The organism is Methylobacterium sp. E-016, assembly GCF_022829745.1.
In the GTDB taxonomy this organism is placed as follows: Bacteria; Pseudomonadota; Alphaproteobacteria; order Rhizobiales; family Beijerinckiaceae; genus Methylobacterium.
On record NZ_JAKSYF010000113.1, the window covers coordinates 65935 to 92299 of the forward strand.

The 26365-nt window shown below is 71.6% G+C and carries 26 protein-coding genes and 1 pseudogene; 13 read left to right on the forward strand and 14 right to left on the reverse strand.

From position 1 onward, the window contains the following. Positions 1 to 20: 20 nt before the first annotated feature. The 3 genes from rpmH to MKK68_RS14105 all read right to left on the reverse strand — a co-directional run bounded on the left by rpmH (position 21) and on the right by MKK68_RS14105 (position 1755). The gene (gene rpmH, locus MKK68_RS14095) at positions 21 to 155 is read right to left on the reverse strand and encodes a 50S ribosomal protein L34 (protein ID WP_082643292.1); all 135 of its coding nucleotides are present in this window, start codon (positions 153 to 155) and stop codon (positions 21 to 23) included. 192 nt (positions 156 to 347) lie between these two features. Then, positions 348 to 890 (reverse strand): adenine phosphoribosyltransferase, encoded by a 543-nt coding sequence (locus MKK68_RS14100; RefSeq protein WP_147725873.1) that lies wholly within the window; start codon positions 888 to 890, stop codon positions 348 to 350. A 70-nt stretch (positions 891 to 960) separates the two neighbouring features. Further along, positions 961 to 1755 carry an inositol monophosphatase family protein gene (locus MKK68_RS14105; RefSeq protein WP_147725872.1) on the reverse strand — a complete coding sequence of 265 codons (795 nt, stop codon included), beginning with the start codon at positions 1753 to 1755 and terminating at the stop codon, positions 961 to 963. Positions 1756 to 1917: 162 nt separating this feature from the next. Here MKK68_RS14105 and MKK68_RS14110 point away from each other — a divergent pair, with 162 nt between their 5' ends. Beyond that, the gene (locus tag MKK68_RS14110; protein ID WP_147725871.1) at positions 1918 to 2592 is read left to right on the forward strand and encodes an alpha/beta fold hydrolase; all 675 of its coding nucleotides are present in this window, start codon (positions 1918 to 1920) and stop codon (positions 2590 to 2592) included. Positions 2593 to 2900: 308 nt separating this feature from the next. Here MKK68_RS14110 and fusA read toward each other — a convergent pair. Together fusA and MKK68_RS14120 are read right to left on the reverse strand one after the other, a co-directional pair. Further along, positions 2901 to 3283, reverse strand: a pseudogene (gene fusA, locus MKK68_RS14115) (elongation factor G); the annotation flags it as partial. Between the two features lie 146 nt (positions 3284 to 3429). After that, entirely contained in the window at positions 3430 to 4644 is a 1215-nt protein-coding gene (locus tag MKK68_RS14120; protein WP_244030804.1) for an NADP-dependent isocitrate dehydrogenase, read from the reverse strand. Between the two features lie 213 nt (positions 4645 to 4857). On the opposite strand from MKK68_RS14120, the gene MKK68_RS14125 reads away from it, so the two are divergent. Together MKK68_RS14125 and MKK68_RS14130 are read left to right on the forward strand one after the other, a co-directional pair. Beyond that, the gene (locus MKK68_RS14125; protein WP_147725869.1) at positions 4858 to 5406 is read left to right on the forward strand and encodes a formaldehyde-activating enzyme; all 549 of its coding nucleotides are present in this window, start codon (positions 4858 to 4860) and stop codon (positions 5404 to 5406) included. Between the two features lie 74 nt (positions 5407 to 5480). Beyond that, entirely contained in the window at positions 5481 to 6224 is a 744-nt protein-coding gene (locus MKK68_RS14130; protein WP_147725868.1) for an RNA methyltransferase, read from the forward strand. Positions 6225 to 6323: 99 nt separating this feature from the next. Here MKK68_RS14130 and MKK68_RS14135 read toward each other — a convergent pair whose 3' ends face one another. Then, entirely contained in the window at positions 6324 to 7121 is a 798-nt protein-coding gene (locus MKK68_RS14135) for a tetratricopeptide repeat protein (RefSeq protein WP_147858217.1), read from the reverse strand. 107 nt (positions 7122 to 7228) lie between these two features. On the opposite strand from MKK68_RS14135, the gene MKK68_RS14140 reads away from it, so the two are divergent. After that, a complete protein-coding gene (locus tag MKK68_RS14140) occupies positions 7229 to 8626 on the forward strand; it encodes a leucyl aminopeptidase family protein (protein WP_244030806.1) in 1398 nt (465 codons plus the stop codon). Positions 8627 to 8708: 82 nt separating this feature from the next. Here MKK68_RS14140 and MKK68_RS14145 read toward each other — a convergent pair whose 3' ends face one another. The 4 genes from MKK68_RS14145 to MKK68_RS14160 form a co-directional block, all read right to left on the reverse strand. Beyond that, positions 8709 to 9044: a GGDEF domain-containing protein gene (locus tag MKK68_RS14145; RefSeq protein ID WP_244030809.1), complete on the reverse strand. Its 336-nt coding sequence runs from the start codon at positions 9042 to 9044 to the stop codon at positions 8709 to 8711. A gap of 255 nt (positions 9045 to 9299) precedes the next feature. After that, positions 9300 to 10487 (reverse strand): M20 aminoacylase family protein, encoded by a 1188-nt coding sequence (locus MKK68_RS14150; protein ID WP_244030842.1) that lies wholly within the window; start codon positions 10485 to 10487, stop codon positions 9300 to 9302. A gap of 190 nt (positions 10488 to 10677) precedes the next feature. After that, the gene (locus MKK68_RS14155; RefSeq protein ID WP_147728782.1) at positions 10678 to 10965 is read right to left on the reverse strand and encodes a hypothetical protein; all 288 of its coding nucleotides are present in this window, start codon (positions 10963 to 10965) and stop codon (positions 10678 to 10680) included. 78 nt (positions 10966 to 11043) lie between these two features. Next, positions 11044 to 12351 carry a capsule biosynthesis protein gene (locus MKK68_RS14160; RefSeq protein WP_244030811.1) on the reverse strand — a complete coding sequence of 436 codons (1308 nt, stop codon included), beginning with the start codon at positions 12349 to 12351 and terminating at the stop codon, positions 11044 to 11046. Positions 12352 to 12579: 228 nt separating this feature from the next. On the opposite strand from MKK68_RS14160, the gene MKK68_RS14165 reads away from it, so the two are divergent. The 3 genes from MKK68_RS14165 (at position 12580) to fliP (ending at position 14860) form a co-directional block, all read left to right on the forward strand. After that, positions 12580 to 12963, forward strand: a complete 384-nt coding sequence (locus MKK68_RS14165) for a hypothetical protein (protein WP_244030813.1) — start codon at positions 12580 to 12582, stop codon at positions 12961 to 12963. Next, on the forward strand, positions 12960 to 14018 hold the full coding sequence (locus MKK68_RS14170; protein ID WP_244030815.1) for a lysylphosphatidylglycerol synthase domain-containing protein: 1059 nt from the start codon (positions 12960 to 12962) through the stop codon (positions 14016 to 14018). The genes MKK68_RS14165 and MKK68_RS14170 overlap by 4 nt, the downstream gene beginning before the upstream one ends. A gap of 80 nt (positions 14019 to 14098) precedes the next feature. Further along, positions 14099 to 14860 (forward strand): flagellar type III secretion system pore protein FliP, encoded by a 762-nt coding sequence (fliP, locus tag MKK68_RS14175; RefSeq protein ID WP_409567244.1) that lies wholly within the window; start codon positions 14099 to 14101, stop codon positions 14858 to 14860. An 84-nt stretch (positions 14861 to 14944) separates the two neighbouring features. Here fliP and MKK68_RS14180 read toward each other — a convergent pair whose 3' ends face one another. The 4 genes from MKK68_RS14180 to MKK68_RS14195 form a co-directional block, all read right to left on the reverse strand. After that, positions 14945 to 18358 carry a tetratricopeptide repeat protein gene (locus MKK68_RS14180; RefSeq protein WP_244030816.1) on the reverse strand — a complete coding sequence of 1138 codons (3414 nt, stop codon included), beginning with the start codon at positions 18356 to 18358 and terminating at the stop codon, positions 14945 to 14947. A 156-nt stretch (positions 18359 to 18514) separates the two neighbouring features. Beyond that, positions 18515 to 18904 (reverse strand): hypothetical protein, encoded by a 390-nt coding sequence (locus tag MKK68_RS14185; RefSeq protein ID WP_244030818.1) that lies wholly within the window; start codon positions 18902 to 18904, stop codon positions 18515 to 18517. Positions 18905 to 18987: 83 nt separating this feature from the next. Next, positions 18988 to 19668, reverse strand: coding sequence for an invasion associated locus B family protein (locus MKK68_RS14190; RefSeq protein ID WP_243935629.1), 681 nt, complete (start codon positions 19666 to 19668; stop codon positions 18988 to 18990). 107 nt (positions 19669 to 19775) lie between these two features. Beyond that, entirely contained in the window at positions 19776 to 19946 is a 171-nt protein-coding gene (locus tag MKK68_RS14195; RefSeq protein ID WP_244030820.1) for a hypothetical protein, read from the reverse strand. Positions 19947 to 20322: 376 nt separating this feature from the next. Between MKK68_RS14195 and MKK68_RS14200 the strand changes: the two genes are divergently transcribed. From MKK68_RS14200 to MKK68_RS14225, 6 genes are all read left to right on the forward strand, one after another. Next, the gene (locus MKK68_RS14200) at positions 20323 to 21780 is read left to right on the forward strand and encodes a homospermidine synthase (RefSeq protein ID WP_244030822.1); all 1458 of its coding nucleotides are present in this window, start codon (positions 20323 to 20325) and stop codon (positions 21778 to 21780) included. Positions 21781 to 21851: 71 nt separating this feature from the next. Then, the gene (locus MKK68_RS14205) at positions 21852 to 22412 is read left to right on the forward strand and encodes a Uma2 family endonuclease (RefSeq protein ID WP_244030824.1); all 561 of its coding nucleotides are present in this window, start codon (positions 21852 to 21854) and stop codon (positions 22410 to 22412) included. Positions 22413 to 22486: 74 nt separating this feature from the next. Further along, the gene (locus MKK68_RS14210) at positions 22487 to 23053 is read left to right on the forward strand and encodes a Uma2 family endonuclease (protein WP_147728460.1); all 567 of its coding nucleotides are present in this window, start codon (positions 22487 to 22489) and stop codon (positions 23051 to 23053) included. 24 nt (positions 23054 to 23077) lie between these two features. Next, positions 23078 to 23419: a hypothetical protein gene (locus MKK68_RS14215; protein ID WP_147728461.1), complete on the forward strand. Its 342-nt coding sequence runs from the start codon at positions 23078 to 23080 to the stop codon at positions 23417 to 23419. Further along, complete coding sequence (locus MKK68_RS14220; RefSeq protein ID WP_244030826.1) at positions 23416 to 24288, forward strand: DUF1206 domain-containing protein; 873 nt, start codon at positions 23416 to 23418, stop codon at positions 24286 to 24288. Before MKK68_RS14215 ends, MKK68_RS14220 begins: the two co-directional genes overlap by 4 nt. A 51-nt stretch (positions 24289 to 24339) precedes the next feature. Beyond that, positions 24340 to 26331 (forward strand): SDR family NAD(P)-dependent oxidoreductase, encoded by a 1992-nt coding sequence (locus tag MKK68_RS14225; RefSeq protein ID WP_147858211.1) that lies wholly within the window; start codon positions 24340 to 24342, stop codon positions 26329 to 26331. Positions 26332 to 26365: the final 34 nt, after the last annotated feature.

Below are 26365 nucleotides of genomic sequence, written 5' to 3' on the forward strand. Positions count from 1 at the left end.
GGGCGGCGCGACGGTCACGCTCAGGCCGAGAGCTTCTTGCGGCCGTGCGCGCGACGACGGGCGATGACCTTGCGGCCGCCGGCGGTCGCCATGCGGGCGCGGAAACCGTGACGGCGCTTCCGGACGAGGCGGCTCGGCTGGTAGGTTCTTTTCATGGCTCTTCAAGCCTCCAAAGGTCGAGGCGCGCTCGCGGGCGGCTGACGCCGCACCCGACCTTCACGCGTCTTTGAATTGTGAATGCACGTGCGGACGGCGCCCGAACGGAGCGCCATCGCGACTGCGCGGCTTATGGCGGATGGGATTTACCGAGTCAACGTTTTGGCGGGCATCCGATGCCGCCGCGCGCGTCAGTGGCCCTCGAATTCCATCAGGGTCCGCACGGGCACGTCGAGGTCGCGCAGCTTCTGCGCACCGCCGATCTCGGGCAGGTCGATCACGAAGCAGGCGGCCACCACCTCGGCCCCGATCTGGCGGAGCAGGTTCACCGCCGCGGTCGCGGTCCCGCCGGTGGCGATCAGGTCGTCCACGAGCAGCACCCGGTCGCCCGGCTTGATCGCGTCGACGTGGATCTCCAGCTCGTCGGTGCCGTATTCGAGGGTGTAGGCGATCGACACCGTCTTGTGGGGCAGCTTGCCCTTCTTGCGCACCGGCACGAAGCCCGCCGAGAGCTGGTGCGCGACCGCCCCGCCGAGGATGAAGCCGCGCGCCTCGATGCCGGCGACCTGATCGATCCGCCCGCCCGCGAACGGATGCACCAGCGCGTCCACCGCCCGGCGGAAGGCGCGCGGGTCGCTGAGCAGCGTGGTGATGTCCCGGAACACGATGCCGGGCTTCGGATAGTCGGGGATCGAGCGGATCGATTCCTTCAGGGCGATGTGGCGGCGTTCCATGCCGGGCGGGCCTTCCTCGTGGTGATCGGCGGCTTAGAGCAGATGGCGCGCACCCTGGCCAGTTCGGCGCTCAGCCGTTGACCTTGCGCAGGATCGCGACGAGCTCCCGGTGCAGGCCCTCGTTGCCGCAGGCCACCGACTTCGCGGCGAGGGGCTCCGAGGCGCCGTCGGCCGAGGTGACGAAGCCGCCGGCCTCGCGCACCAGGATGATGCCGGCGGCGATGTCCCAAGTCTGCAGGTCGCGCTCCCAGTACAGGTCGAGGCGGCCGCAGGCGACGTAGGCGAGGTCGAGGGCCGCCGAGCCCATCCGGCGGGTGCCGCCGGAGACCGCCATCACCGCGGCGACCTCGCGCAGCAGGCGGGGATGGTTGCCGCGGCCGAGATAGGGCGTGCCGTAGGCGCTCAGCGCGTCGGCCATGTCGACCCGGCCCGAGACGCGCAGGCGCCGGTTGTTGAGGTAGGCGCCCTTGCCGCGCTCGGCCACGAACAGCTCGTCCTTGACCGGATCGTAGATCACGCCGGCGACCACCTGGCCCTCGCGCTCGAGCCCGACCGAGATCGCGAAGTGCGGGATGCCGTGCAGGAAGTTCGAGGTGCCGTCGAGCGGATCGACGTGCCAGACGTGGCTCTTGTCGGTGCCCTCGACGATGCCGGATTCCTCCAGAACCATGCCGTAGCCCGGCCGCGCCTTCGTCAGCGCGTCGCGCAGCACCTCCTCGGCCTTGCGGTCGGCCGCCGAGACGAAGTCGCCGGGGCCTTTTCGCGAGACCTGAAGGTTCTCGATCTCGCCGTAGTCGCGCCGCAGCCCCCGCGAGGCCTTGCGCACGGCATCGACCATCACGGTCATCAGGGGGGAGGAGATCATCGGGGAGCCTCGAGCGTTCGCGCGTCGTTTGACGCCGCGTTAAACGCTCTCGGGCGCAGAATCGAGGGCCGGGCGGGGTATGCCTGTCATCCGCGCACGAGCCGGTCCGGCGCCGCATTCAATTCGGGTTGGCAATCGAGGAGCGGTGATCGAGGCGATGCGATGTCGTCACTGACCCCCATCGTGCTGCTTCACGGGCTTGGGCGGACGCCGAGGAGCATGGCCCGGCTGGCGCGGCGCCTCGAAGCGCTGGGCCATCAAACGCTCATCCCGGGCTATCCCTCGCAGAGCCGCGGGGTTCATGCGTGTGCGACGGGCCTCGAGCCTGTGGTCGAGGCTTTCCGGCAGCGTACCGGTCGAGCCATCGCGTTCGTCACCCACTCGATGGGCGGACTCGTGGCGCGCTGCCTCGCGACGGATCCGAATGACTCTCGGGCTATCGTGATGTTGGCGCCGCCGAACAGAGGCAGCGAAGTGGCCGATCACCTGTTCCAGTATCGTCTCGCGCGGGCGATGCTTGGTCCGGCACTCGCCGACCTGAGATCAGGCGTGCCCGACAAGCTGCCGATCCCACCCTGTTCAATCGGGATCATCGCCGGCACGCGGGCTTGGTTGCCGTTCACGGGACGTGTCATTGCTGGCCCGCACGACGGCTTGGTCGGTCTCGCCCGCACGCGCATCGCCGGACCGCACGACTGGATTGTCGTGGATGCCGCGCATACGCTGCTGATGAACCATCCGGACGTGTTCGAGGCGACGGGCGCCTTCCTGAGGGACGGCCGCTTCCCGGACCATCTGCATGATCTGCCGGACGACGTCATTGGCCCGGCACGGTAAGCGCCATCGCCGCTTCGCCGTCCAGCTTGTCCCGGTACGCGACGGTTCCCGTCCAAGCGAAGATCCGAGGTGATCGCGTTGGCCGAGGCCTTCTCGCCCTTCCGGTGCTCGCAGTGGAGAAGCGTCACGGTGCCGTGTTCGGCGTCGGCCCCGACCGACGGTCTGGCTGTCGGGCGGCATCAGCACCGACCATTATCGTCATGACGAGGGCGCAATCGCCGTGCGCCGCTCGAATTGAGCCTTATGCTCGCAACGCCATCGCTGGCGCCGCCGGAGGGGATAGCCCAACCAGGCGATGATGCCGGAGCATAGTGACTGAAGCTCATGGCCACCGTAGCGCGACCGCCAGCCAGCGAGTGCAGCCGTCGATCATATCCGATCATGCCAGAGAGCGGCACCATGGCGTTGATGACGTTCGCGTTGCCGCGCATGTCCTGGCCCTGGATCTGGCCGCGGCGGGAGTTGAGATCGCCGAGCCGGTATACTCCTCCGGCGAGACGACCTCGACCTTCATCACCGGCTCGAGCAGCACGGAGCCGCCCTTCTGCAGGGCCTCGCGCAGCGCCGCCCGGGACGCGATCTCGAAGGCCAGCGCCGAGGAGTCGACGTCGTTGTAGGCGCCGTCGATCAGCTCGACCTTGATGTCGACCACCGGGAAGCCGGCGAGGATGCCGGCGCCGAGGACCGAGTGCGACCATCGCTGCGTCGCTTGGTAAGGAATACTGATGAACCATCCCGACGTGGCGGAAGCGGCCCTCGCCTTCCTGCGCGATGGCCGCTTCCCGGATCGGTTGCGCGACATGCCGGGCGGAGCCGTCCGCCCGGCACGATAGGGCCTCAGGCCGCCATCGCCGCCTTGAGGTTCTCGTCGACCTTGTCGAGGAAGCCGGTGGTGGAGAGCCACTTCTGCTCGGGCCCGACCAGAAGGGCGAGATCCTTGGTCATGTAGCCCGCCTCGACGGTGTCGACGCAGACGGTCTCGATCGTCGTCGCGAACTTGGCGAGCTCGGCGTTGCCGTCGAGCTTGGCCCGGTGGGCGAGGCCGCGGGTCCAGGCGAAGATCGAGGCGATAGAGTTGGTCGAGGTCTCCTTGCCCTTCTGGTGCTCGCGGTAGTGGCGCGTCACCGTGCCGTGCGCGGCCTCGGCCTCGACGGTCTGGCCGTCCGGCGTCATCAGCACCGAGGTCATCAGGCCGAGCGAGCCGAAGCCCTGCGCCGCCGTGTCGGACTGCACGTCGCCGTCGTAGTTCTTGCAGGCCCAGACGTAGCCGCCGGACCACTTCAGGCACGAGGCGACCATGTCGTCGATCAGCCGGTGCTCGTAGGTGATGCCGAGCGCCTGGAACTTGCCCTTGAACTCGGCGTCGAACACCTCCTGGAACAGGTCCTTGAAGCGGCCGTCATAGGCCTTGAGGATGGTGTTCTTGGTCGACAGGTAGACCGGGTACTTGCGCACGAGGCCGTAGTTCAGCGAGGCGCGGGCGAAGTCGCGGATCGAGTCGTCGAGGTTGTACATCGACATCGCGACGCCGGCGGCCGGGAACTTGAACACCTCCTTCTCGATCACGGTGCCGTCGTCGCCCTCGAACTTGATCGTCAGGCGGCCCTTGCCCGGCACCTTGAAGTCGGTGGCGCGGTACTGGTCGCCGTAGGCGTGGCGGCCGATGACGAAGGGCTGGGTCCAGCCCGGCACGAGGCGGGGCACGTTCTTGCAGATGATCGGCTCGCGGAAGATGACGCCGCCGAGGATGTTGCGGATCGTGCCGTTGGGCGAGCGCCACATCTCCTTGAGCTTGAACTCCTCGACGCGCTGCTCGTCGGGGGTGATGGTGGCGCACTTCACGCCGACGCCGTGGCGCTTGATCGCCTCGGCCGCGTCGACCGTCACCTTGTCGTTCGTGGCATCGCGATGTTCGACGCCGAGGTCGTAATAGTCGAGGTCCAGGTCGAGATAGGGGTGGATCAGCTTGTTCTTGATCTCGGACCAGATGATCCGAGTCATCTCGTCGCCGTCGAGCTCGACGACGGGCTTCGCCACCTTGATCTTGTCCATGAGCCGCTGCCTTCCGTGGTAATCCGGGCGGGCCCCATGCAAATGCCGTGCGGCCGCGGGGCGGGTCATAGCGCGGGCGTTTCCCGGGCGAAAGCCGGGGGCGCGGACAGGCCGCCGGGGCTGTCATGCAAGCTCGGCCGTGCGGCGCTTAGGGGTGGACATCCGGCCGTCCGGCTGGGATCAGCGCGCATCCATCACGCGTGAGGAGCAACCATGAGCGAGCGCATCATCCTGCGGGCCGGCGAGGCGCTGGTCGCCGGCGGGCCGCCGAACACCGCATCCGAGCCGGAGGTGATCATCGGCGAGCTCGACGGGCCGGTCGGCACCGCGCTGGCCACGCTGACCGGCGACCAGGTCGTCGGCCATTCCCGCGTCTTCGCGCTGCTGAACACCGACATCATGGTGCGGCCGGTGACGCTGTGCGTCTCCAAGGTCAGCGTCACGGAATCGAAGTACACCTCGATCCTGATGGGCACGGTGCAATTCGCCATCGCCAACGGCGTGCTCGACGCGGTCCGCGCCGGCTACATCCCCAAGGAGAAGGCCAACGACCTCGGCATCATCTGCTCGGTCTGGCTCAGCCCCGGCGTGATCCAGGCCGAGACCGTCGACCACAAAGCGTTGTTCGACATCCAGCGCCGCGGCATGACGGAGGCGATCCGCAAGGCGATGACCAACGAGCCCTCGATCGACTGGCTGCTGGAGAACCAGGACAAGATCGTGCACAAGTATTATCAGATGGGCCTCGACGGGAAGATCTGATCCTTGCGGCCGAGACCCTCCGGTCCGGCCGGCGGCCCTTCCGCACGGCGGACGTCCATGCGAGAGCGCCGCGCATGAGCGCCCCCGTCGTCATCCTCGTCGAACCGCAGCTGGCCGAGAACATCGGCATGACCGCCCGCGCCATGGCGAATTTCGGGCTGTCGGAGCTGCGGCTCGTTGCACCGCGCAACGGCTGGCCGAAGAAGGGCGCGCGCGAGGCCGCCTCCGGCGCGACGCACGTGCTCGACGCCGCCAAGGTCTTCGCGACGCTTCCAGACGCCGTCGCCGACCTCACCATGCTGCTCGCGACCACCGCGCGGGAGCGCGGGCAGATGAAGCGCGTGCTGCTGCCCGACGCCGCGATGACGGAGGCGGCCGAGCGCGGCGCGAACGCCGAGAAGGTCGGGGTGATGTTCGGCCGCGAGCGCGTCGGGCTCCTGAACGACGAGGTCTCGCTGGCCGATGCCATCGTCACCTTTCCCGTCGCCGAGGCATTCCCGTCGCTCAACCTCGCCCAGGCCGTGCTGCTGGTCGGCTACGAGTGGCGGCGCGCGGCGGGCCTCGCCCGGCCGCGCTTCACCGGCGAGATCCGGGCGCCGCAGGCGACCCGCGAGGCGCTGCTCTCCTTGTTCGACATCCTCGAGGCGACGCTCGCGCGCGCCGGATTCTACCCGCCGCAGAAGCGCGAGATCATCGCCCGCAACATGCGCGACCGACTCCACCGCATGAGCCTGACCGACCAGGACGTGCGCACCTTCCGCGGTGCGCTCAAGGCGCTCGAACGCGGGGCGCACCGCCGACCGGACGACGCGTCCTAGAGGATTTTTGGTGATCCCCGGATCACGAAAAACGCTCTATCTTGTCGAGAGATCGCATTGTCTTCACGCGAGCCGGGATCCACCTCGCTTGAAGATGCTCTAGCCGCGATCGGCCGGCTTGCGGGCCGAGGCGGCCGCGGCGCGGCTCGACTGGGCGGCGAGGCTGCGCAGCGAGGCGAGGTTGGCGGCGACCTCCGCGGGCGGCAGGTCGCGCCGCAGGATCGCCTCGGCCTCGTCGAACCGGCCCTTCAGGCCGAGCACCAGGGCGAGGTTGCCGCGCACCCGCGCGTCGGCGCCGGGCCGCGAGACCGCCACGCGCATCGTCTCCTCGGCGCGGTCGAGCTGGCGCGCCAGCGCGTAGGACAAACCGAGATTGGACAGGACGGAGGGCTCGTCGGGGCGGATCTTGAGGGCCGCTTCGTAGAAGCTCTGCGCGCGGGCGTGATCGCCGAGCTGGTCGGAGACGGAGCCCTGCGCCGACAGGATGCGCCAGTCGGGCTGCGCCGGGGAATGGGCGTTCTGCAGCACGTCCTGCGCCTCCTGCAGCCGCCCGACCTCGACCAGGGACTTGCCGTAGGCGCCGAGCACCGCCGTGTTGCGCGGGTTCCGTAGGGCGGCCTGCTGCAGCACCGCGCTCGCCTGGGCACGCTGGTCGGTGGCCCGAAGCGCCTGCGCGTAGCGCATCGCGATGCCGAGATCGTTCGGGTTGGCGGCGTAGGATTCGGCGAGCGACTCGACCTGCCCGGCCGCGATGCGCGGGGCGTCGATCGAGCCGGTGGTCTCGGGCGAGCGCGACTGGCACCCGGCGGCCACGAGGGTGACCAGGCAGGCGGCGACCAGGCGGGGGGCCGAACCCCGGGCGAACGGGGCCGTATTCGGCCGGAGGGCCGCGATCATGGAATGCTCCGTCGAGGTCCGGCAGGAGGTTCTTCCCGTGCCGGACGGGACGGTGATAGAGCGTTAACCCTAACCCGGGGTTAAGCGCCCGGCCCGGCCAGGACCGCATGACAGACACCGCACCGTCCCTTCCGCCCCTGTTGCCGGCCGGAACCTCCGGCATCCCGATCTCCCTGGTCGCGAAGGACGGGTGGCCGAGGATCGAAGCCGGCCTCGACGCCGCGCAGCGGACCTATGCGGGGGCGATCGGCTTCGCGGCCAAGCCCGGGCAGGTGGCGTTGCTGCCCGCCGCCGACGGGACGCTCGCCCGCGTGCTGTTCGGCCTCGGCGAGACCGACGCGGCCGGCCACGATCGGCTTCTCGCCGGCAAGCTCCCCGGCCTGCTGCCGCCCGGCACCTACGCCTTCGCGGATGCCGAGGCGCCGGCCGAGGCGGCGCTCGCCTGGCTGCTCGGATCCTATCGCTTCTCGCGCTACCGCCCCGCCGGGCCGGAGCGCCCCTGCCTCGTCGCGCCGGAGGGAATCGACGCCGCCGACACCGATCGCATCGCCGCCGCGGTCGCGCTCGGGCGCGACCTCGTCAACACGCCGGCCAACGACCTCGGCCCGGCCGAGATCGAGGCGGCGGCGCGTGCGCTGGCCGAGCGGCACGGGGCGACGATCACGGTGATCGCCGGCGCCGAGCTCGAGCGCGATTTCCCGCTGGTCCATGCGGTCGGCGCCGCCTCGACCCGGCCGCCCCGGCTGATCGACCTCACCTGGGGGCCGGCCGACGCGCCGCGGGTGACGCTGGTCGGCAAGGGCGTCGCCTTCGACACCGGCGGCCTCGACATCAAGCCGTCGGCCGGCATGCTGCTGATGAAGAAGGATATGGGCGGCGCAGCCGCAGCCCTCGCCGCCGCCGACATGGCGATGGGCGCCGGCCTGCGCCTGCGGCTGCGCCTGCTCATCCCGGCTGTGGAGAACGCGATCTCCGGCGAGGCTTTCCGCCCCGGCGACGTGATCCGCAGCCGCGCCGGTCTCACCGTCGAGATCGGCAACACCGATGCCGAGGGCCGGCTGATCCTCGCCGACGCGCTGGCGCTCGCCGATGCTGACGCGCCCGAGCTGCTGATCGACTTCGCGACGCTCACCGGCGCCGCCCGCGTGGCGCTCGGCCCCGACCTGCCGGCGTTCTTCACCGAGGACGACGCGTTCGCCGCCGCGTTCGAGGCGGCGGGCCGCGCCGCGGCCGATCCGGTCTGGCGCCTGCCGCTGCACGCGCCCTATGCGAGCCTGCTCGCCTCGAAGGTGGCCGACCTCAACAATGTCTCCGGCGGCCCCTTCGCCGGGGCGATCACCGCCGCGCTGTTCCTGCGCCGCTTCGCCCCGAGCACCAAGCGCCACGTCCACCTCGACCTCTACGGCTGGAACCCCTCGGCCAAGCCCGGCCGGCCGGAGGGCGGTGAGGTGCAGACCGCGCGCCTGGTCTACGCGCTGCTCAAGGAGCGCTACCCGGCGGCGTGACACGCGGGATCTTCGTGGGGGAAGATGGCCCACGTCGTCGTCGGCTCGCCTGCCGGGCTCGTCGCGGGCCGGAGCCGGGCCGCTAGGCCGCGGCGGCCAGCGCCTCCGGGCCGGCGGCCTCGATGCGGTTCCCACCGAGGACTTTTGCCCGGTACAGCGCGCCGTCGGCGCTCGCGAGCCTCTCGGCGAGACCGCGGCCCTCCGGGGCCGCGAGCCCGCCGCTGACGGTGGCGTGGATCGCGAGGCCGTCCGCCCCCGCCGGCGCCGCAGCGAACCGGCGCGCGATCGCCGCGTCGCGGCTGAGCGCCGGCTGCCGGTCGCAGCCGGGCAGGAGCGCGGCGAACGCCTCGCCGCCGGGACGGACGAGGAGCGCATCGGACCCCGTCCCCTCGCGTACGGTCTCGGCGAACAGCGTCAAGTCTCGTCGCCGACCGGATGGCCGTAGCGGTCGACGGTCCGCTCGCGAACCTGGACGACGCCCGCGATGCAGGCTTGCCGCATGCCCGACATCCTTACGCCGCGTGATCACGAGGCTGCACGCGCCTGCGCGCCGAGGTTTCCACCAGCGCGCGTGTCGGCGACGGTCGCCGCGACCGCGATGATCGAGCAATGGCGGCGCTCTCGTCATCCCGCGTCGACAGCCGCGACCCGGAGACGCTTGCGCGTCCACGTCTCATCCCGCCAGCGGCAGCCCCGTCTCGATCAGCCGTGCCCAGAGCGAGGCGCCGAGCGGGGCGGCGGCGTCGCAGAAATCGTAGTGCGGGTGGTGGAGCGCGGCGCTGTCGCCGTTGCCGAGGAACAGGTAGGCGCCGGGGCGCCGGCCGAGCATGTAGGAGAAGTCCTCGGCCGCCATCATCGGCGCGACGGCGCGGTCGACCCGCGCTTCGCCGACGAGGCCGGCGGCGACGTCGGCCATGAAGGCGGCTTCCGCCGGGTGGTTCTCGGTCACGGGGTAGCTCGATCCGAAGTCGACGCTGCCGACCGCGCCGAACCCGGCCGAGACCTGCTCGACGATCGCCACGATCCGCGCCTTCGTCGCCGTGCGCACCGCGGTCGAGAGCGCGCGCATGGTGCCGCGCATCGTCACCGTCTGCGGCAGCACGTTGAAGGCTTCGCCGGCTTCGAGCGCGCAGACCGAGACCACGGCCGATTGCAGCGGGTCGATGGTGCGCGACACGATCGATTGCAGGGCGATCACCACGTGGCTCGCCACCACGACGCTGTCGATCGCGTTGTGCGGAAGGGCGGCGTGGCCGCCGCGTCCCTCGATCGTCAGGGTGAAGCGGTCGGTCGAGGCCATGATCGGGCCGGGACGGATCGCGAAGGATCCGAGCGCGAGGCCGGGGATGTTGTGCATCCCGTAGACCGCATCGATGCCGAAGCGCTCCATCAGCCCGTCCTCGACCATCGCCTCGCCGCCGCCGCCGCCCTCCTCCGCGGGCTGGAAGATCAGCACCGCCGTCCCGTCGAAGTTGCGGGTGGCCGCGAGGTACTTCGCGGCGCCGAGCAGCATCGCGGTGTGCCCGTCGTGCCCGCAGGCGTGCATCTTGCCCGGCACGGTCGAGCGGTAGGCGAGGTCGCGCACCTCCTGGATCGGCAGGGCGTCCATGTCGGCGCGCAGGCCCAGGGTGCGGGCGGCGGCTTGACCCGCGCCGTGTCCGGCCCCGTTTCCCCTGCCCCGGATCACGCCGACGACGCCGGTCCGGCCGATGCCGGTCTCGACCGCGTCGCAGCCGAAGGCCGCGAGCTTGTCGGCGACGAAGCCGGCGGTGCGCGTGACGTCGTAGAGCAGCTCGGGATGGGCGTGCAGGTCGTGCCGCCAGGCGGTCATCTCGTCGGCGAAGCGCCGGATCTCCGGCAGGCCGCCCGTGAATCGGTCCTCGGCGGCCGCGCCGCGGACGTGGGCATCGCGGGCGATCGGAGGTTCGGCGGACGGGTGCGGCAACGGCATGGATCGGTAGGCCTTCGGCTCCGGTCGTCGCGGCCGGCAGGTCCCACCAGCAAACAGGGGGCCAACGCTCCGGTCAACGCGGGAGCGACGGCGTATCGCCTCAGCGGCGGCGCCCCGATCCGCCGTCGTTGTGGGCGAGCGTCTGCGCCGCGAGCGCCGCGTCGAGCTTCCGCATCGCCTCGAAGCGCGCGATGTCGGCCTCGACGTCGCGGATCGTCTCCTCGACGAGGTGATGCTGGATCGCGAGGCGGGGATCGTCGGGCGCCATGCCCTCGCGCTCGCGCAGGCGCAGCACCGCCTGCCGCACCACCCCGTAGACCGCCTCGCGCTCGGCCCGGTTCATGGTCGGCTTGATCGCCTGGGCGACGAGGTCGGAGAAGTCCGGCATGGGCGTGCGATCGGGTCCGCTCGAGGGGGGGGCGGCCGGACCCGGATGCGGGCCGGCCCTATCGGGCGCTGCGCCCGCTCAGATCCGCTGGTCCCTGATCCCGCCGACGATCAGCGACACCGAGCTCCACAGCACGACGAAGCAGAAGAACAGCACCGCGAGCTGGCGCCAGCGCTTGGGATAGAGCGAATCCGTCGGGATCATCGGCGGCACGAAGGCCGTGAGGAAGATGTGCTGCTTGCCGGCGGAGACGCGCGCCCGGTCGAGCAGCGTGTTCGCCATCTCGTTGAGCTTCTCGGCGATGGTGCGCTCGACCATCAGGCCCTCGTATTCGAGCAGCGCGTTGGTCATGGTCGCGCCGCCGGCGGCGCCCCCGTCGGTGGTCAGCTGGTCCTGCAGCGTCTTCATCTGGCCGTCGATCGCCGCCACCGTCGCGGCGAGGACCTGGATCGAGCGGGACTTCTCGTCGAGGTTCGAGCCGCGCAGCACCTGGAGGTCGTTCTCCGCCTTCAGCTTCTCCTTGCGCAGGGTCATCATCGTCAGCAGGGTGCCCTCCGCCGACTTGATCGGATCGATGATGCCCCAGTGGTTGCGGTAGCGCTGGATGTCCAGCGTCGCCTTGCGCAGCCGCTCCTGCGCCGCCGCCGAATCGATCTCGGCCTGCTTGACCATGTCGGCCTGCGCGCGCCGCGAGATCTCGTTGATCAGCACCTCGGAGCGGGCGACGACGTCCTTGGCGATCGCCAGGGCGTCCTCCGGCGTGAAGGCGCGGACCGACAGCTGGATCACGCCCGAGATCGCGTCGATCCGCGCCTGGACGTGCTCCTGCCAGTACTTCGTCAGCTCCTCAATCGGCTGCGGCGTGCGATAGCGCGCCCAGAAGTCGGCTTCCTTGCGAGAGAACATCTGCGACACGCCGAGGCTCTTCTCGACGGCGTCGACCATCGCCTGGCTGTTGATGAAGTCCCGGACGATGTAGCTGTCCTGGCTGTTGTGCTTCTGAATCAGGCTGGTGTACTCGCCGAGCGACACGTTCTCCATCGGCTCGACGTTGCCGCGCACGGCGAACTGCGCCTCGGCGATGTACTGGTCCGAGGCGATCGCGAACAGGTAGAACCCGACGACCGCGGTCGGCAGCAGGACGAACAGGCTGAAGCGCTGGACCAGCCGGGCGACGTAGCTCTTCGGCTCCACGTCGACCGGGCCGAGGCCCGGCAGGCGGGTCCAGGCGAGGCTCTCGCGGGTGCGCTGGACCAGCGAGCGCCGGGCCGGATCGCGGATCGGCTCGATCGTCTCGGCACCGCGCCGAAGCTCGGTCACAGACCGCTGCGCGACCTGCAGAAGGCCGCGGAGCCGATCGCCTTGCCTGACCTCGTCGACGCTCATCCGTTCCGGTTTCCTGCGCTCTGCTCGTTCGACCGCGCCGTGACGGAGACGGCCGCGCCGTGCGACCTCGCCGGCTCGCTTTCGAGACGAGGCCCGCTCGCGATCGGAGCGGTGCCGCAATCCAGTTCTTTTCGGCCCTTTTTAAGGCGTCGGCGGTGCGCGGCCGGCGGCGGCCGGCACGATCCGCCGCGGTTGCGCGCCGCCCGTCCCCGTCCTACCCGATGTGCGATGAAAACGGATTCCGCCGACGTCGCACCTGCCCGACCCGTCCGAACGGCGAAGGCGAAGTTCTCCGAGGTGGTGGCGGTCTGCACGAAGTGCGCCAAGCGCCAGGGCTTGCCCAAGCGAGCGATCCGCGACCGGGTGAAGGCCGGCCTGAAGCAGGCCCGGCCCGGGGCGAAGCTTCGGATCGTCGAGACCGGATGCCTCGGCCCCTGCCCGAAGCGCCTCGTCGCCGTCGCCACCGGGGCCAGCGTCGCGGGCGGGCGGATCCTGCTGATCGACCCGACGGCGCCCGCGGCCGAGATCGCCGCCCAGCTGCTGCCGTGCCGGAGACCGGCCGCGCCGTCGCACGATCCGGAGGCCGGAGACGATCGGGACGCGGCCGCGTGACGGCGCCGGGGGCCTCCCGCGCGGGCCGGCCCGGGGTCGCGCGGGAGATCCTGCGCCGCCTGCCGCTGGCCGGCACCGTGCTCGGCCTCGGCCTAGCCGTCTGGCTCGTCGCCACCAACGACCTCGGAGCCGTCGCCGACGCGTTCGGCCGGATCGGGTTCCTGGGCCTGGCCGCCGTCGTGATGATGCGGGCGGCCATCGTGACGATCTGCGCGGTCGCCTGGCAGCGCATCCTCGACGGCCTGTCGCCGGCCGGCCTTCCCGCCTTCGCCACCCTGCGCTTCGTGCGCGAGGGCATCAACGTGCTTCTGCCGGTCGCCTCCGTCGGGGGCGACGTGGTCGGCGGCCGGCTGTTGACTTTCTGGGGCGTCGCCGGGCCGCTCGCCGCCGCCTCGATCCTCGCCGACATGCTGTTCCAGGTCGGGACGCAGGCGCTGTTCGCGCTGCTCGGCGCCGGCCTGCTGATGCAGGTGGAGGGCGAGCCGGCCGCCGAGCTCGCGCGCTGGGTGCTGCGGGCGCTCGCGGTCGCCGGCCTCGTGCTCGCCGCCTTCTTCGCCTTCCAGCGCACGGGTGCGGCGCGCTTCGTCGAGCGCAAGCTCGGCGCGCTCTCGCGGCGCTTCGTGCGCGAGGCCGAGCCGGCCCGCGGCGAGGGCGGCAGCGTGCAAGATGCGCTCGATGCGGTCTGGGGCCGCGGACGGCGCCTGCGGCTGCTGCAATCGGTCCTGCTGCACGCCCTCGCCTGGACGCTGGGCGCGGCCGAGATCGCCATCGTGCTCGCCTGCATCGGCGTCGAGGGCGTGACCGTGTCCGAGGTCCTGATGATCGAGGCCCTGAGCCAGGCGATCAAGTCGGCGGCCTTCCCGATCCCGAGCGGGCTCGGCGTGCAGGAGGGCGGCTTCGTGATCGTCGGCGCGCTGTTCGGCATCGATCCCGGCACCGCCATCGCCCTGTCGCTCGCCAAGCGCGTCCCCGACGTGGTGCTCGGCCTGCCCTCCCTGATCGTGTGGCAGAACCTCGAATCGCGCCGCGGCACCGTGGGCTCGCCGACGCCATGAGCGCGCGCGGCCCGTCCGCAAGGCTCGATCCGTCCTCCAGGCTTGCACGGCCCGAGAACCCGCCCCAGGGTGCCGCCGCCATGAAGCCCGCCGACATCCATCCTCGTTTCCGGATCCCGCGTCGTCTCGGGCTCGCCGTCTTCGCGCTCGCGCTCGGCGCGGGTCCGGCCGCCGCGCAGAGCCTCACCGTGGATCTCGGGGCGGGCGGCGCCAGCGAGCGCGCGCTGCAGCTCGTCGCGCTCATCACCGTGCTGGCTTTGGCGCCCTCGGTCCTGGTGATGGCGACCGCGTTCACGCGGATCGTGGTGGTGCTGTCGATCCTGCGCTCGGCGCTCGGCACCCAGACCGCGCCGCCCACCACGGTGATCGTCAGCCTCGCGCTGTTCCTCACCGCCTTCGTGATGGCGCCGACCGGGCGCGAAGCCTACCGCGCCGGCATCGAGCCGCTGCTCGCCAACCAGATCACGCAGGGGCAGGCCTTCGAGCGGGCGTCGGCGCCGTTCAAGGCGTTCATGCTGAAGAACGTCCGCGAGAAGGACCTGAAGCTGTTCCTCGACATGGCCAAGGTGCCGGTGCCCTCCGGGCCCGAGGCGGTCGGCCTCGAGATCGTCACGCCGGCCTTCATGATCTCGGAGCTGCGCCGCGCCTTCGAGATCGGCTTCCTGCTGTTCGTCCCGTTCCTGATCATCGACCTCGTGGTCGCGTCGGTGCTGATGGCGGTGGGCATGATGATGGTGCCGCCGGCGACCGTGGCGCTGCCGTTCAAGCTGATCTTCTTCGTGCTGGTCGACGGCTGGACGCTCGTCGCCGGGTCGCTGGTGCAGAGCTACGGGGGAAGCTGACGCGGACGGCCTCGACACCGAACCACGTCCCGCCTGTGAACCGGGCTCCCGCGATGATCCGTGGATCACGGGAGGCTTTCGACTTCAGCCTGGCGGCGTCGCCTGCCCGTCCGCGCGCTTCTCGGGCTCGCCGCGGGCGGGGAGCGAGGCGTCCGGGTAGCGCTTGCGGTACTCGGCGAGGAAGGCCGCCAGGGTCTCGGCGTTCGTCGCCTTCTGGGCGATCTCGCGGAACCCCGGCTTCTTGGTCGCGTCGGCGCTGGTCAGCAGCGCGAAGGTGCGGGCATCGGCGCTGTCGGCCATCGCATCCGAGAACTTGGCCTTCAGCCGCTCGAGCCCGATCGGCTCGACCGCGAGGTCGTAGGCGATGCCGGCGCGGATCACGTCGGCGCGGGCCGCGTCGTCGAGCACCTTGCCGGAGCGCCAAGCGTCGCCGAGCAGGGCCTCGTGCGCCTCCCCGGCCTCGCGCCAGCGCCGCGCCGACCACAGGATGTCCGCCCGCAGCCGCGCCGCGTCCGGGCCGGCCTCGCCCTCGATCGTCTCGAGCGCGAGATCGGTCCGCGACAGGTCGGACAGGGCACGCGCGCGCAGCAGCGACCGGGCGCGGCGCAGGTCGCGGGGAAGCTCGGGCAGGTAGGTTCCCTCGATCGCCTCCAGCGCCATCAGCGGCTTGCCGTCCATGAGACGGATCGAGGCGAGCTGCGTCGCGACGCTCGATCGGCTCGGTCCGGTGAGGCGGTTGTCGATCTGGTACTGGAGCAGGTTGGCGGCGGGATCGAGCAGGTCGAGGCCGACGAGCCGCTCGGCCAGCCGACGCACCACGGCGTCGCCCCGCCGCCCGATCGGCGCGAAGTCCTTGAAGTCGAAGTACAGCGCCACCGCGTCGATCCCGCTGAGCGAATCGCCCCGCGGCGAGAGGTACAGCTCGTCAAACAGCGCCATCGCCTCGTCGTGCAGCGCGCGGGTCTCGGGTGCATCGGAGCCGATGGCATCGGCGGCCCGCACGGCGGTGAAGGCCTCGCGATAGCGCCCGGCCGCCATGTAGAGCCGGGCGAGCCCGGCGGTGATCGCGTTCTCGATCTCGCCGCCGTGCCAGGTGATCGCCAGCCGCTCGAGCCGGTCCATCGCCTCCTCGGGGGGGATCTTGCCGGTCTCGCGCGCGAGCAGCGTGCCGCGCAGTGCCGCCGCCGCCGCCGCCGGTCGCTCGCCCGATTCGGCGAGGCGATCGTAGGCGTCGAGCGCGGCCTTGGTCCGATCGGTCGCCTCGTCGACGCGGGCCCGGACCAGGGTGACGCGGTCCCGCTCCAACGGTGTCGGTTCGGCGGTCGCGAGCCGCGCGACCCGCTGCAATGCGGTGTCGAGGTCGCCGGTCTCGAGCGCGGATTCGGCCGCCAGCGTGCGGATCGTCGCCTGCAGGGCGAGCGGGTAGCGCTCGATCACCGGCAAGGTCCGCTGGAAGCCGGCCTCGGCGTCGTGCCAGCGTCCCGCCTGCCCGTCGGCGACCGCGCGCCACAGCACTGCCTCGGGATCGCGTTGCAGCGCCTCGGTCGCGAGCACCCGACGCGCCTCCGCATTTCGGCCGATCGCGGCGAGCGCCGCGGCGCGCAGGATCGCGGTGTCGCGGCCGCTCGCCACCAGGGGGTCGTCGGCCGAGGCCGCGTCGAGGGTGGTCAGGGCCTCGGGCGCGAGGCCGTTGGCGAGCTGGGTGCGCGCGAGGGTGAGCCGCAGCGGGCCGCGCGTTCCGGCGGACGCCGCGATCGAGGCGCCGAACTGTGCCCGGATCGTCTCGCGCACGTCGCCGAGGCGCGCCTGCTCCCAGGGCTCGCGCTGGATCGCGAGGTTCGAGGCCTCGGCGAGCGGCGCTTCGGGGGGCCGCGCCACGGACGAGACCGCGAGGCCGCCCTCGCGCCCGATGACCACGCCGTCGAGGTCGGGACGCACGGTGAGGTCGTCGGCCTGAGCCAGCACGGCGAGGCCGAAGCGGCTCGGCAGCAGCTCGAAATCGACGAAGCGCTGGCGCTTCGCGATGCCGGCGGGCTTCCAGCTGCGCGCGGTGACGACGGCGATGCGCTCGCCGTCGAGATCGAGCCATGCCGCGCTGGCGGGTTGCGGCAGGCCGACCGCGACGCGCCCGTGCCCGGCGGCGTCGGGCAGGCGCGTCGGCGCGAGGGTGTCGCTCGGGCCGAGGTCGTCCCCCGCGGTCAGCTCCCAGGCGCCGGCGGCGGACCCGGCACGCACGGGCACGAGATCGAGCAAGGTCCCGGCCGGGACGGCGAAGCGCAACGCCGTCAGCGCACCCGTCCGCACCGGCTCGCCGAGGGCGCGCAGGCCGCCCGACCCGCCGGTCGGGAGGGCGACCGGCTCGCCGGTCTCGAAGACCAGGGTCGCGACCCCGCCGCGCTCGAACAATGCGACCGCCGGGCGCTTGGCGAACGGGAAGACGAGGCCGGACCCGGCTTGCCGCTCGGGCGGCTCGGGCGCCGGTGGCCGGTTCGGCGCCGCGGTGCCCGGTGGTCCGGCGGCCGCCGGAACATCGGCCGTGGCGGAGGCTTTGGCATCCCCGGTCCTGGGCGCGACCCGGCTCGGCGGCTCTCCCTTGCTCGCGGGTTCGGGCTTGGTCGCAGGTTCGGCCTTGCTCGCGGCTTCGGCCTTGGCAGCCTGCTCCGCCCTGGCAGCCGCCTCGGCCTTGGCGGCGGCGTCCTTCTTGGCGACGATGTCGAACACCACGGTGTCGTCGTCGCGGTCGGTCGAGACCGTGAAAGCATCGCCCGCCGCCACCACGAGCCCGGCCGAGGCATCGTCGGCCGACGCGGTCAGGCGGGCCATGTCCTGGCGCAGCCGGCCACGGGTCTCGGACAGGTCGAAGCTGTAGGCCCCCAGGATGCGCAGCCGCGTTGCGCCACCTTCCGGGCCGACGGTCGCCTCGGCGCCCTCGGGCAGCCGCACCGTCAGGCGGGTGAGCGTCGGCAGCTTCGCGACCTCGACGCCGAGCGGCCGGCGCACGGGTGCGGGGTTGCGCGATTTCAGGATCGCTTCCGCGGCACGCGCACGCCGGGCCAGGTCGGCGACGATCTCCGGGGGCAGCGGCGGCGGCAGGCTCGTCCAGCTCTCGGGCAGGAGGTCGACGAAGACCTTCTCGCCGGCTTCCTGCACGTTGACGCGCACGGTCCGCTGCAGGGCGAGCCGGAGGCCGCTGCCGTCGGGATCGCGCCGGACGGCGGTGAGGTAATCGGGCAGCTGCGAGACCAGCCGCTCCGGCCCGGCCTCGGTCCGCTCGCCGTAGCCGAGCACCAGCACGCCGTTCGAGAGCCGCGCCTTGATCGAGACCGCGCTGTCGAAGGTGAAGGCGATTCGCGCATAGCCCTGCGCATCGGTGCCGGCGACGGCGAGGAGCTTCGCCGCCTGGGCCGGCAGCCCGAGGCCGATCAGGACGGCGAGCGCGAGGCCCGCGCTGCGGGGCGTGCGGCGGACCCCTGGTCCCGTCTCAAGCCTCGCGCCCATCGATACGCCGCACCCGGGGCGGCGGGCGCCCCGGACGAGGGACGCAACGCTCCGACGCCGCTGAGGGCCGACACTGCCGGATTGCGGCTAACGTGCGCTTAATCGTGGTCGCCGCCGACGTCCCAACGGCATTCCCGATGGGAGGCCGCGCGACGCTCAGCGCTTGACGATCAGGTTCGGGACGATTCGGCTCGACGGGCCGAACGTCTCGATCGCGCGTTGGCAATTGGCCGGAACGTCCTTGCGATAAGTCTCGACATACGAGCGCGAGATCGCCGCCAGCTCGCCCTGCTCCAGGTCCTGCGGATCGATTCCGAGGCGCTCGACGGCCGATTTCAGCAGCGCGGGATCGCCCTGGATGTCCGGGCAGGAGGTGTTGGCGAAGCCGACCAGCCCGGCGAGCCGCGCGGCCATGACCCGCTTCTTGTCCATCGGCGGTGCGTCGGGCATCGAGTCCGGCGGCGCACCGGGCGGGCTCGACTCTTGCGCCGCGAGCGGGCCGGCGAGGCAGGCGAGCAGGGCCGCCAGGATCATCGGGTCGCGCATGCTCGGCCTCTCCTCGTCGTCTCGCTCGCCGGTGCCGTGGCACGGCGGGTCGATGTCCCGCGCGTCGCCTTGGTCGCCGCGCGTCAGTTGCTCAGGGCGATCGCCCGGTCCCAGACCGGCGCGAACCCGCCGAGCGGCACGGCGATCGGTTGCGGATCGTTGGTCCCGGACTTCACCCCGATCACCTGAAGGGTCTTGGCCGTCCGCATCGCGTCGGTGGCGAGCGTCGGGAAGCTGATCGGCACTAGGCAGCCCTCGGACCCGCACGAGATGTAGGGCGCGCCCTTGCCGAGCACCACGTCGTCGAGCTTGAAGGTGATGCCCGGGTCGATTGCCAGGCCGAACGGCATCAGGATCAGCCCCTCGGACCGCCCGTCCTTGGGCGCCTGCAATTCGAAGGCGAACAGGCGCTTGCCAGTCTTGTTGTCCCCCTGCGACTGCATCAGCATGCACGACGTCGCCGGCTCGGCACGGCTGCAGCTCAGCGTCCAGTCGCCGTAATTCTCGGTGATGGAGAGTGCGCCGGCCGGCCAGACCGCCGCGGTCTTGGCAGGCGCGGCCTGCGCGGCAGGGGCGGCGGCCGGCGTCGCCTTCGGGGCCGGCTTCGGCGCGGGCGGGCGCGGCTTCGGCTTGACCTTCGGCGCGGCCTCGGGCGGAGCCTCCGGCGCCTCTTCCTGTGCGGCGCACGGGACTGTGCCGATCGACAGCGCGATCAGGACGGCGGCGAGGATCGCGGGACGGCGGGATGCGCGGATCGGCGACATGCGAAGAACGGCCCCCTCGGCCGATGTGGCGTTGAGGAAGCCGCCTAGCGGTCAAGCCGAGGCTGCGCAATCCGGTGCCGGTGGATTCGACCGGCGCCGCAACAGGATCAAGCGTGCGGCAGCGTCCCGGCGGCGCGTGCGCAACGCCGCTCGAAGGCGCTGCGGCCCTCGCGCCGGAGGACCCGCACGACCGTGAAGGCGAGGGTCAGGAAACCGGGATCGCGGTCCTGCGGCTCGTCGGCGGGTACCGGAACGCGGGCGGTGAGGACGGACAGCATGGCGGACTCCGTTCGATCAATGATCCGGCACGGATCGTGATCGATTTCGCAGTGCAGCATGAGAGCGTTGTGCGATGCACGCAACACGAGGTTTGGTGGGGCTCGCATGCAGTCATCGCATGCCGCGGCAACACTTCGTCAACGACTCTGCTCACCGCGCGGGCGTTGCGCGGTTGACCCTCACGGCACGAGGCGGCACTAGGGCCGGACATACCCTGCGCCGCGATCGATCGCCGACCGGGATCGGCGCCCGGGCCGGGGGGCCGTCGCGGACGCCCGTTCGCGGACGAGCCCGGCCTGTCGCCCCATCGTCACATCGGCCGCCTAACCCGAGCCGCCCCTGCGCGCCGCGCACATCCGAAGGACCGCCCGAGCCATGACCGACACGCCGAACCAAGGGCCGACCAGGGGGCCGATCCACGGCCGCATCAGCGGACCCATCGTGATGATCGGGTTCGGATCGATCGGTCGCGGCACGCTTCCGCTCATCGAGCGCCATTTCGAATACGACCGTGCCCGCTTCACCGTGATCGATCCGGATGATTCGCACCGGTCTCTCGCCGACAAGCACGGCCTGCGCTTCGAGACGGTCGCGCTGACCCGCGAGAATTATCGCGACGTGCTCACGCCCCTTCTCACCGAGGGCGGCGGCCAGGGCTTCTGCGTCAACCTCTCGGTCGACACCTCGTCGCGCGCGATCCTGGAGCTGTGCCGCGAGCTCGGCGCCCTCTACATCGACACCGTCGCCGAGCCGTGGCCGGGCTTCTACTTCGACAAGGAGAAGAGCCAGGGCGACCGCACCAACTACGCGCTGCGGCAGGACATCCTGGACGCGCGCACCGCCAGCCCCGGCGGCACCACCGCGGTCTCGTGCTGCGGCGCCAATCCCGGCATGGTCTCGTGGTTCGTCAAGCAGGCGGTGCTGAACATCGCGAAGGACACCGGCGTGACCACGCCCGAGCCGAAGTCCCGCGCCGAATGGGCCGCGCTGATGCGCGAGGTCGGCGTCAAGGGCGTCCACATCGCCGAGCGCGACACCCAGCGCGCCAAGCATCCGAAGCCGCAGGGCGTGTTCGTCAACACCTGGTCGGTCGAGGGCTTCGTCTCGGAGGGCAACCAGCCGGCCGAGCTCGGCTGGGGCACGCACGAGACCTGGATGCCCGAGAACGCCCGCGAGCAGGAGAAGGGCTCGCGCTGCGCGATCTACCTGCTCCAGCCCGGCGCCGACACCCGCGTGCGCTCGTGGACCCCGACTGCGCAGTCGCAGTTCGGCTTCCTCGTGACCCACAACGAGGCGATCTCGATCTCGGACTACTACACGGTTCCCGAGGGCGAGTGCGCGGCCTACCGCCCGACCTGCCACTACGCCTACCACCCGGCCAACGACGCCGTGCTGTCGCTCCACGAGATGTTCGGCAATGCCGGCAAGGTGCAGGAGAAGCACCACATCCTCGACGAGAACGAGATCGAGGACGGCATCGACGAGCTCGGCGTGCTGCTCTACGGCCACAAAAAGAACGCCTACTGGTACGGCTCGCAGCTCTCGATCGAGGAGACGCGCCGGATCGCGCCCTACCAGAACGCCACCGGCCTTCAGGTGACCTCGGCGGTGCTCGCCGGCATGGTCTGGGCGCTGGAGAACCCCGAGGCCGGCATCGTTGAGGCCGACGAGATGGACTTCCGCCGCTGCCTCGAAGTCCAGACCCCGTATCTCGGCCCCGTCGTCGGCGTCTACACCGACTGGACGCCGCTCGCCGGCCGCCCGGGCCTGTTCCCGGAGGACATCGACGCCAGCGACCCCTGGCAGTTCCGCAACGTGCTCGTGCACGGCTGAACCCGAGCGTCCGCGCCGTTGCGGACCGGCCCCGGACTGCTACCATCGCGGCCTCACCGGAGGAGGCCGCGATGGCCGTTGCCCGACGACGCGACGCGCGCATGGGCGTCGCCGAATACCAGGATTGGGTCGCGTCCAAGCCGGACGACCAGCGCTGGGAGCTGCTCGACGGCGTACCGACGCTGATGTCGCCGACGAGCGGGCGTCACCAGCGCATCGTCGCGAACCTGGTCCGGCGCCTCGACGAACTCGCCGAGCGCAGGGGCTGCAGCGCCCTCCCCGGCCTCGCCGTGCTCAGCGCGGAGATGGACGACTTCGCGCCGATCCCCGACATCGTGGTCCAGTGCGGCCCGCTGCCCCGCGACGGCTACACCCGCGACCCGCTGCTCGTCGCCGAGGTGCTGTCCCCCTCGACGATGAGCATGGATCGCGGCCGCAAGACCGATTTCTTCCGCACGGTCGCGGCGCTACAGGTCTTCCTGATCGTCTATCAGGACGATGCCCGGGTCGAGGTCTGGCGGCGCGACGCCGGATGGGCGATGCGGATGCTGGGACGGGGCGACGTGATCGACCTGCCCGAGCTCGGCGGCACGCTCGCTGTAGCCGACATCTACGCCCGGGTGGAATTCTGAACGCCCGCGGCTGACGCCGGTCGCGGGCGGACCCATCTATGGTACGCTCGCCCAGGCAGTTCGGAGAGGCCCGCATGGCAGTCGCGGCGAAGCGGGACGACCGCATGAGCGTCCCGGACTACCGGGCTTGGGTCGCCGGCCGCCCGGACGACGAGCGCTGGGAACTGCTCGACGGCGAGCCGGTGCTGATGTCGCCACCGACCGAGCGGCACCAGACCATCGTCTCCAACCTCATCCGTCGCCTCGGCGACCTCGCCGATGTGCGGGGCTGCCGCGTCGTCCCCGGCATCGCGGTCGTCGGCCGGGACATGGACGACTTCGCGCCGATCCCCGACGTGGTGGTGCGTTGCGGCCCGATGCTGCCGGACGGCTACGCGTCCGATCCCATCCTCGTCGCGGAGGTGCTGTCCCCCTCGACGATGAGCGCCGACCGCGGCCGCAAGACCGACTTCTACCGTGCCGTCGAGAGCCTGCAGGTCTTCCTGATCGTGTATCAGGACGAGCCGCGGGTGAAGGTCTGGCGCCGGCAGGAGGGCGACGCCCGGCGCAAGCAGGCGCTCGGCCTCGACGGCGCGATCGAGCTTCCCGAGTTCGGCAGCGCCTCGCCCGTCGCAACCGTCTTCGCCGGTCTGTCGTTCTAGCCAACACCCACCAGGTCGCAGCCCTTGCCCCATTTCGAAGACTTCTACGCCGACAAGCTGCGCGGCGGCCTCGGCGTCACCGATGCGGAATCGGTGATGGACCTGCGCGGCGCCAACCGGGCGACCGCGGAGGCGTCGCTGAACGAGATGCTGGAGCGGAGCCGCTTCGCCAAGGGCAAGACCGTGGCGATCCGCCTCGATCCGCCGCCTGAGGGCGGCGGCGAGACCCTGTTCCAACCGGCGGGCCGCCTGCTGCTGGACGCCAAGCGCCGCGGCCTCGTCGACCGGTTGCAGACGCTCCCGGCCGGGGACGGGCTCGGGTTCTACGTGGCGCTGGCCGGGAAGCCGCAACGCGAGCCGGCGTGACCGGCTCGGCCCAAGGTCCGTCCACCGTGTTCGCCGGGCGCAACACCATCGAGCGGCTGGCGCGCTTCGGGTTCTGCGCCCGCGGCGCGGTCTACTGCGTCGTCGGCGTGCTGGCGGTGCTCGCGGCGGTCGGGGCCGGCGGCAAGGCCGGCGACAGCGAGAACGCGCTCCGCTTCGTGCTGCTCGGACCCCTCGGCCCCTGGATCGTCGGCCTGATCGCCCTCGGGCTCTGGGGCTTCGCCGCCTGGCGCCTCGTCGAGGCGGTGACCGACGCCGACCGGCGCGGCACCTCGCCCAAGGGGCTCGTGGTGCGGGGCGCCCACCTCGTCAGCGCGGGCATCTATGCCGGCCTCGGGCTCACGGCCGCGAGCCTCGCCCTCGGGCTCGGCCTGCAGTCGGACGGCGACGGCCTGCAGGACTGGACCGCGTGGCTGCTGGCCAAACCCTTCGGCCGCTTCGCCGTGGCGCTGATCGGCCTCGGCGTCGCCGGCGGCGGCGTCGGCTTCCTGGTCAAGGCCGTTCGCGGCGACGTGACCGAGCGCCTCGCCCTCGACGCGGCGCGCCAGGCCTGGGCGGAGCCGGTCGGCCGGTTCGGCTACGCGGCCCGCGGCATCGCGTTCCTGATCATCGGCGGCTTCGTCGTTGTCGCGGCCTGGTATCAGGCCTCGTCGGAGGTGAAGGGCCTGTCCGGGGCGTTCCAGGCCCTGCGCGCCCAGCCCTACGGCCGGATCCTGCTCGCGATCGTCGCGGCCGGCCACGTGGCGTTCGGGGCCTTCGGCCTGATCCAGGCCCGCTATCGCCGGATCGACGCGCCCGACATCGACCAGGCCGACGATGCGGTGGCGCGGGCCGTCCGCCCGACCGGCTGACCGATCGCGTTGACACCGCCCGAGGCGGAGCCGATACCGCCGCGGAACATCATGCAGCAGCGCACCTACAAGACCGCGGTGATGGTGGTCCACGATCTCGTGGCGACCGCGCTGGCCGTGGTCCTCACCTTCGTGTTCCGCTTCACCGGCGACGCCCTCGCCGAACGCGTGCACGCGCTTCCCGTCCTGCTGCCGCCGTTCCTCGTCGTCGCCGGCCTCGTCTACGGACGGTTCAGGCTCTACCGCACCAAGTGGCGCTTCGCCTCCCTGCCCGATCTCGCCGGCATCGTTCGCGCCGCGAGCGTGCTCGCCTTCGGGCTGCTGGTGCTCGACTACGTCCTGGTCTCGTCGGACCTGTACGGGTTCTACTTCTTCGGCAAGATCGCCATCGTCCTGTACTGGGTGCTACAGATCTTCCTGCTCGGCGGCACGCGCCTCGCCTTCCGCTACCTGAAATACGCCCGCTCCAAGCAGTCGAGCGCGCGCTCGGCCACGGTGCCGACGCTGCTGCTCGGCCGCGGTGCCGACATCGAGACGCTGCTGCGCGCGATCGAATCCGGCTCGGTGCGCAAGCTCGCGCCGAAGGGCATCCTCTCGCCGCGCGCCGACGAGGCCGGGCAGACGATGCGCGAGGTCGCCGTGCTCGGCGGTTTCGCCGACCTGGAGCGGGTCGTCGGCGACCTCGCCGCCCGCGGGCAGCCGGTGCGCCGGCTCGTCGCGACCCCGAGCGCGCTGGCGCCCGAGGCCGAGCCCGACGACCTGATCGCCCGCGCCCGGCGGCTCGGCCTGCCGCTCGCCCGGGTGGTCAGCCTCGGCGACGGCATGCGCGACGCCGAGCTCGCGCCGCTCGAGATCGAGGACCTGCTGCTGCGCCCCACCGTCGCGATCGACAGGCCGCGGCTGGAGCGGTTCCTCGCCGGCAAGCGCGTGCTCGTGACCGGCGGCGGCGGCTCGATCGGCTCCGAGATCTGCGCCCGGGCGCTCGCCTTCGGCGCCTCGGCGCTGATGGTGGTAGAAAGCTCCGAGCCGGCCTTGCACGGCATCCTGAGCCAGCCGGCGCTGCTCAACGCGCAGGCCGAGGTCGGCGGGACGCTCGCCGACATCCGAGACCGCGAGCGCCTGCACGCGGTCTTCGCCGAATTCCGGCCCGACTACGTGTTCCATGCCGCCGCGCTGAAGCAGGTGCCCTATCTCGAGCGCGACTGGAGCGAGGGCATCAAGACCAACGTGTTCGGCTCGATCAACGTCGCCGACGCGTCGGTGGCGGCCGGCGCCCGCGCGCTGGTGATGATCTCGACCGATAAGGCGATCGAGCCGGTGTCGCAGCTCGGCGTCACCAAGCGCTTCGCCGAGATGGTGGCGCAGGCGCGCGATGCCGAGCAGGCCGCGATCCCCGGCCACCCGACACGGCTGATCGCGGTGCGCTTCGGCAACGTGCTCGGCTCGGTCGGCTCGGTGGTGCCGGTGTTCAAGGCGCAGATCGCCCGCGGCGGCCCCGTCACCGTGACCCACCCCGACATGGTTCGCTACTTCATGACCGTGCGCGAGGCGGCCGACCTCGTCCTCACCGCGGCCTCGCATGCCGACCGCGAGGCGCGCAGCCTCGCGCCGGGCGCGGCCGACCAGCGCGCCGCGGTCTACGTCCTCAAGATGGGCCAGCCGGTGAAGATCGCCGAATTGGCCGAGCGCATGATCCGGCTCGCCGGCTTCGAGCCCGGCGCGGAGATCGAGCTGGTGTTCTCCGGCGCACGGCCGGGCGAGCGCCTGAACGAGATCCTGTTCGCGCGCGAGGAGCCCCGCGTCAGCCTCGACGGGATCGACGGCGTGATGGCGGCCAAGCCGGTCTTCGCCGACCGCGCCCGGCTCGATGCCTGGACGGCGGCCTTGCGCGAGGCGGTGGAGGCCGGCGACCGGGCCGCCGCGGAGGCGGTGTTCGAGGCGGCGATCCCGCATTTCCGCGAGCGCTTCGACAAGCCGGTCGCGGCGGCGCCGGCGAGCCCGGATGCGCCGGCCCTCGGAACCGCCGACGCCGGCCTCTGTTGATTCGCGAGCTTTCCCGGTCGGGAACCATTCGACG

Coding starts and splice junctions, on each gene's coding strand:
- rpmH (WP_082643292.1), bottom strand. CDS start 155: ATGAAAAGAACCTACCAGCCGAGCCGCCTCGTCCGGAAGCGCCGTCAC.
- MKK68_RS14100 (WP_147725873.1), bottom strand. CDS start 890: ATGGAACGCCGCCACATCGCCCTGAAGGAATCGATCCGCTCGATCCCC.
- MKK68_RS14105 (WP_147725872.1), bottom strand. CDS start 1,755: ATGATCTCCTCCCCCCTGATGACCGTGATGGTCGATGCCGTGCGCAAG.
- MKK68_RS14110 (WP_147725871.1), top strand. CDS start 1,918: ATGTCGTCACTGACCCCCATCGTGCTGCTTCACGGGCTTGGGCGGACG.
- MKK68_RS14120 (WP_244030804.1), bottom strand. CDS start 4,644: ATGGACAAGATCAAGGTGGCGAAGCCCGTCGTCGAGCTCGACGGCGAC.
- MKK68_RS14125 (WP_147725869.1), top strand. CDS start 4,858: ATGAGCGAGCGCATCATCCTGCGGGCCGGCGAGGCGCTGGTCGCCGGC.
- MKK68_RS14130 (WP_147725868.1), top strand. CDS start 5,481: ATGAGCGCCCCCGTCGTCATCCTCGTCGAACCGCAGCTGGCCGAGAAC.
- MKK68_RS14135 (WP_147858217.1), bottom strand. CDS start 7,121: ATGATCGCGGCCCTCCGGCCGAATACGGCCCCGTTCGCCCGGGGTTCG.
- MKK68_RS14140 (WP_244030806.1), top strand. CDS start 7,229: ATGACAGACACCGCACCGTCCCTTCCGCCCCTGTTGCCGGCCGGAACC.
- MKK68_RS14155 (WP_147728782.1), bottom strand. CDS start 10,965: ATGCCGGACTTCTCCGACCTCGTCGCCCAGGCGATCAAGCCGACCATG.
- MKK68_RS14160 (WP_244030811.1), bottom strand. CDS start 12,351: ATGAGCGTCGACGAGGTCAGGCAAGGCGATCGGCTCCGCGGCCTTCTG.
- MKK68_RS14165 (WP_244030813.1), top strand. CDS start 12,580: ATGAAAACGGATTCCGCCGACGTCGCACCTGCCCGACCCGTCCGAACG.
- fliP (WP_409567244.1), top strand. CDS start 14,099: ATGAAGCCCGCCGACATCCATCCTCGTTTCCGGATCCCGCGTCGTCTC.
- MKK68_RS14180 (WP_244030816.1), bottom strand. CDS start 18,358: ATGGGCGCGAGGCTTGAGACGGGACCAGGGGTCCGCCGCACGCCCCGC.
- MKK68_RS14185 (WP_244030818.1), bottom strand. CDS start 18,904: ATGCGCGACCCGATGATCCTGGCGGCCCTGCTCGCCTGCCTCGCCGGC.
- MKK68_RS14190 (WP_243935629.1), bottom strand. CDS start 19,668: ATGTCGCCGATCCGCGCATCCCGCCGTCCCGCGATCCTCGCCGCCGTC.
- MKK68_RS14195 (WP_244030820.1), bottom strand. CDS start 19,946: ATGCTGTCCGTCCTCACCGCCCGCGTTCCGGTACCCGCCGACGAGCCG.
- MKK68_RS14200 (WP_244030822.1), top strand. CDS start 20,323: ATGACCGACACGCCGAACCAAGGGCCGACCAGGGGGCCGATCCACGGC.
- MKK68_RS14205 (WP_244030824.1), top strand. CDS start 21,852: ATGGCCGTTGCCCGACGACGCGACGCGCGCATGGGCGTCGCCGAATAC.
- MKK68_RS14210 (WP_147728460.1), top strand. CDS start 22,487: ATGGCAGTCGCGGCGAAGCGGGACGACCGCATGAGCGTCCCGGACTAC.
- MKK68_RS14225 (WP_147858211.1), top strand. CDS start 24,340: ATGCAGCAGCGCACCTACAAGACCGCGGTGATGGTGGTCCACGATCTC.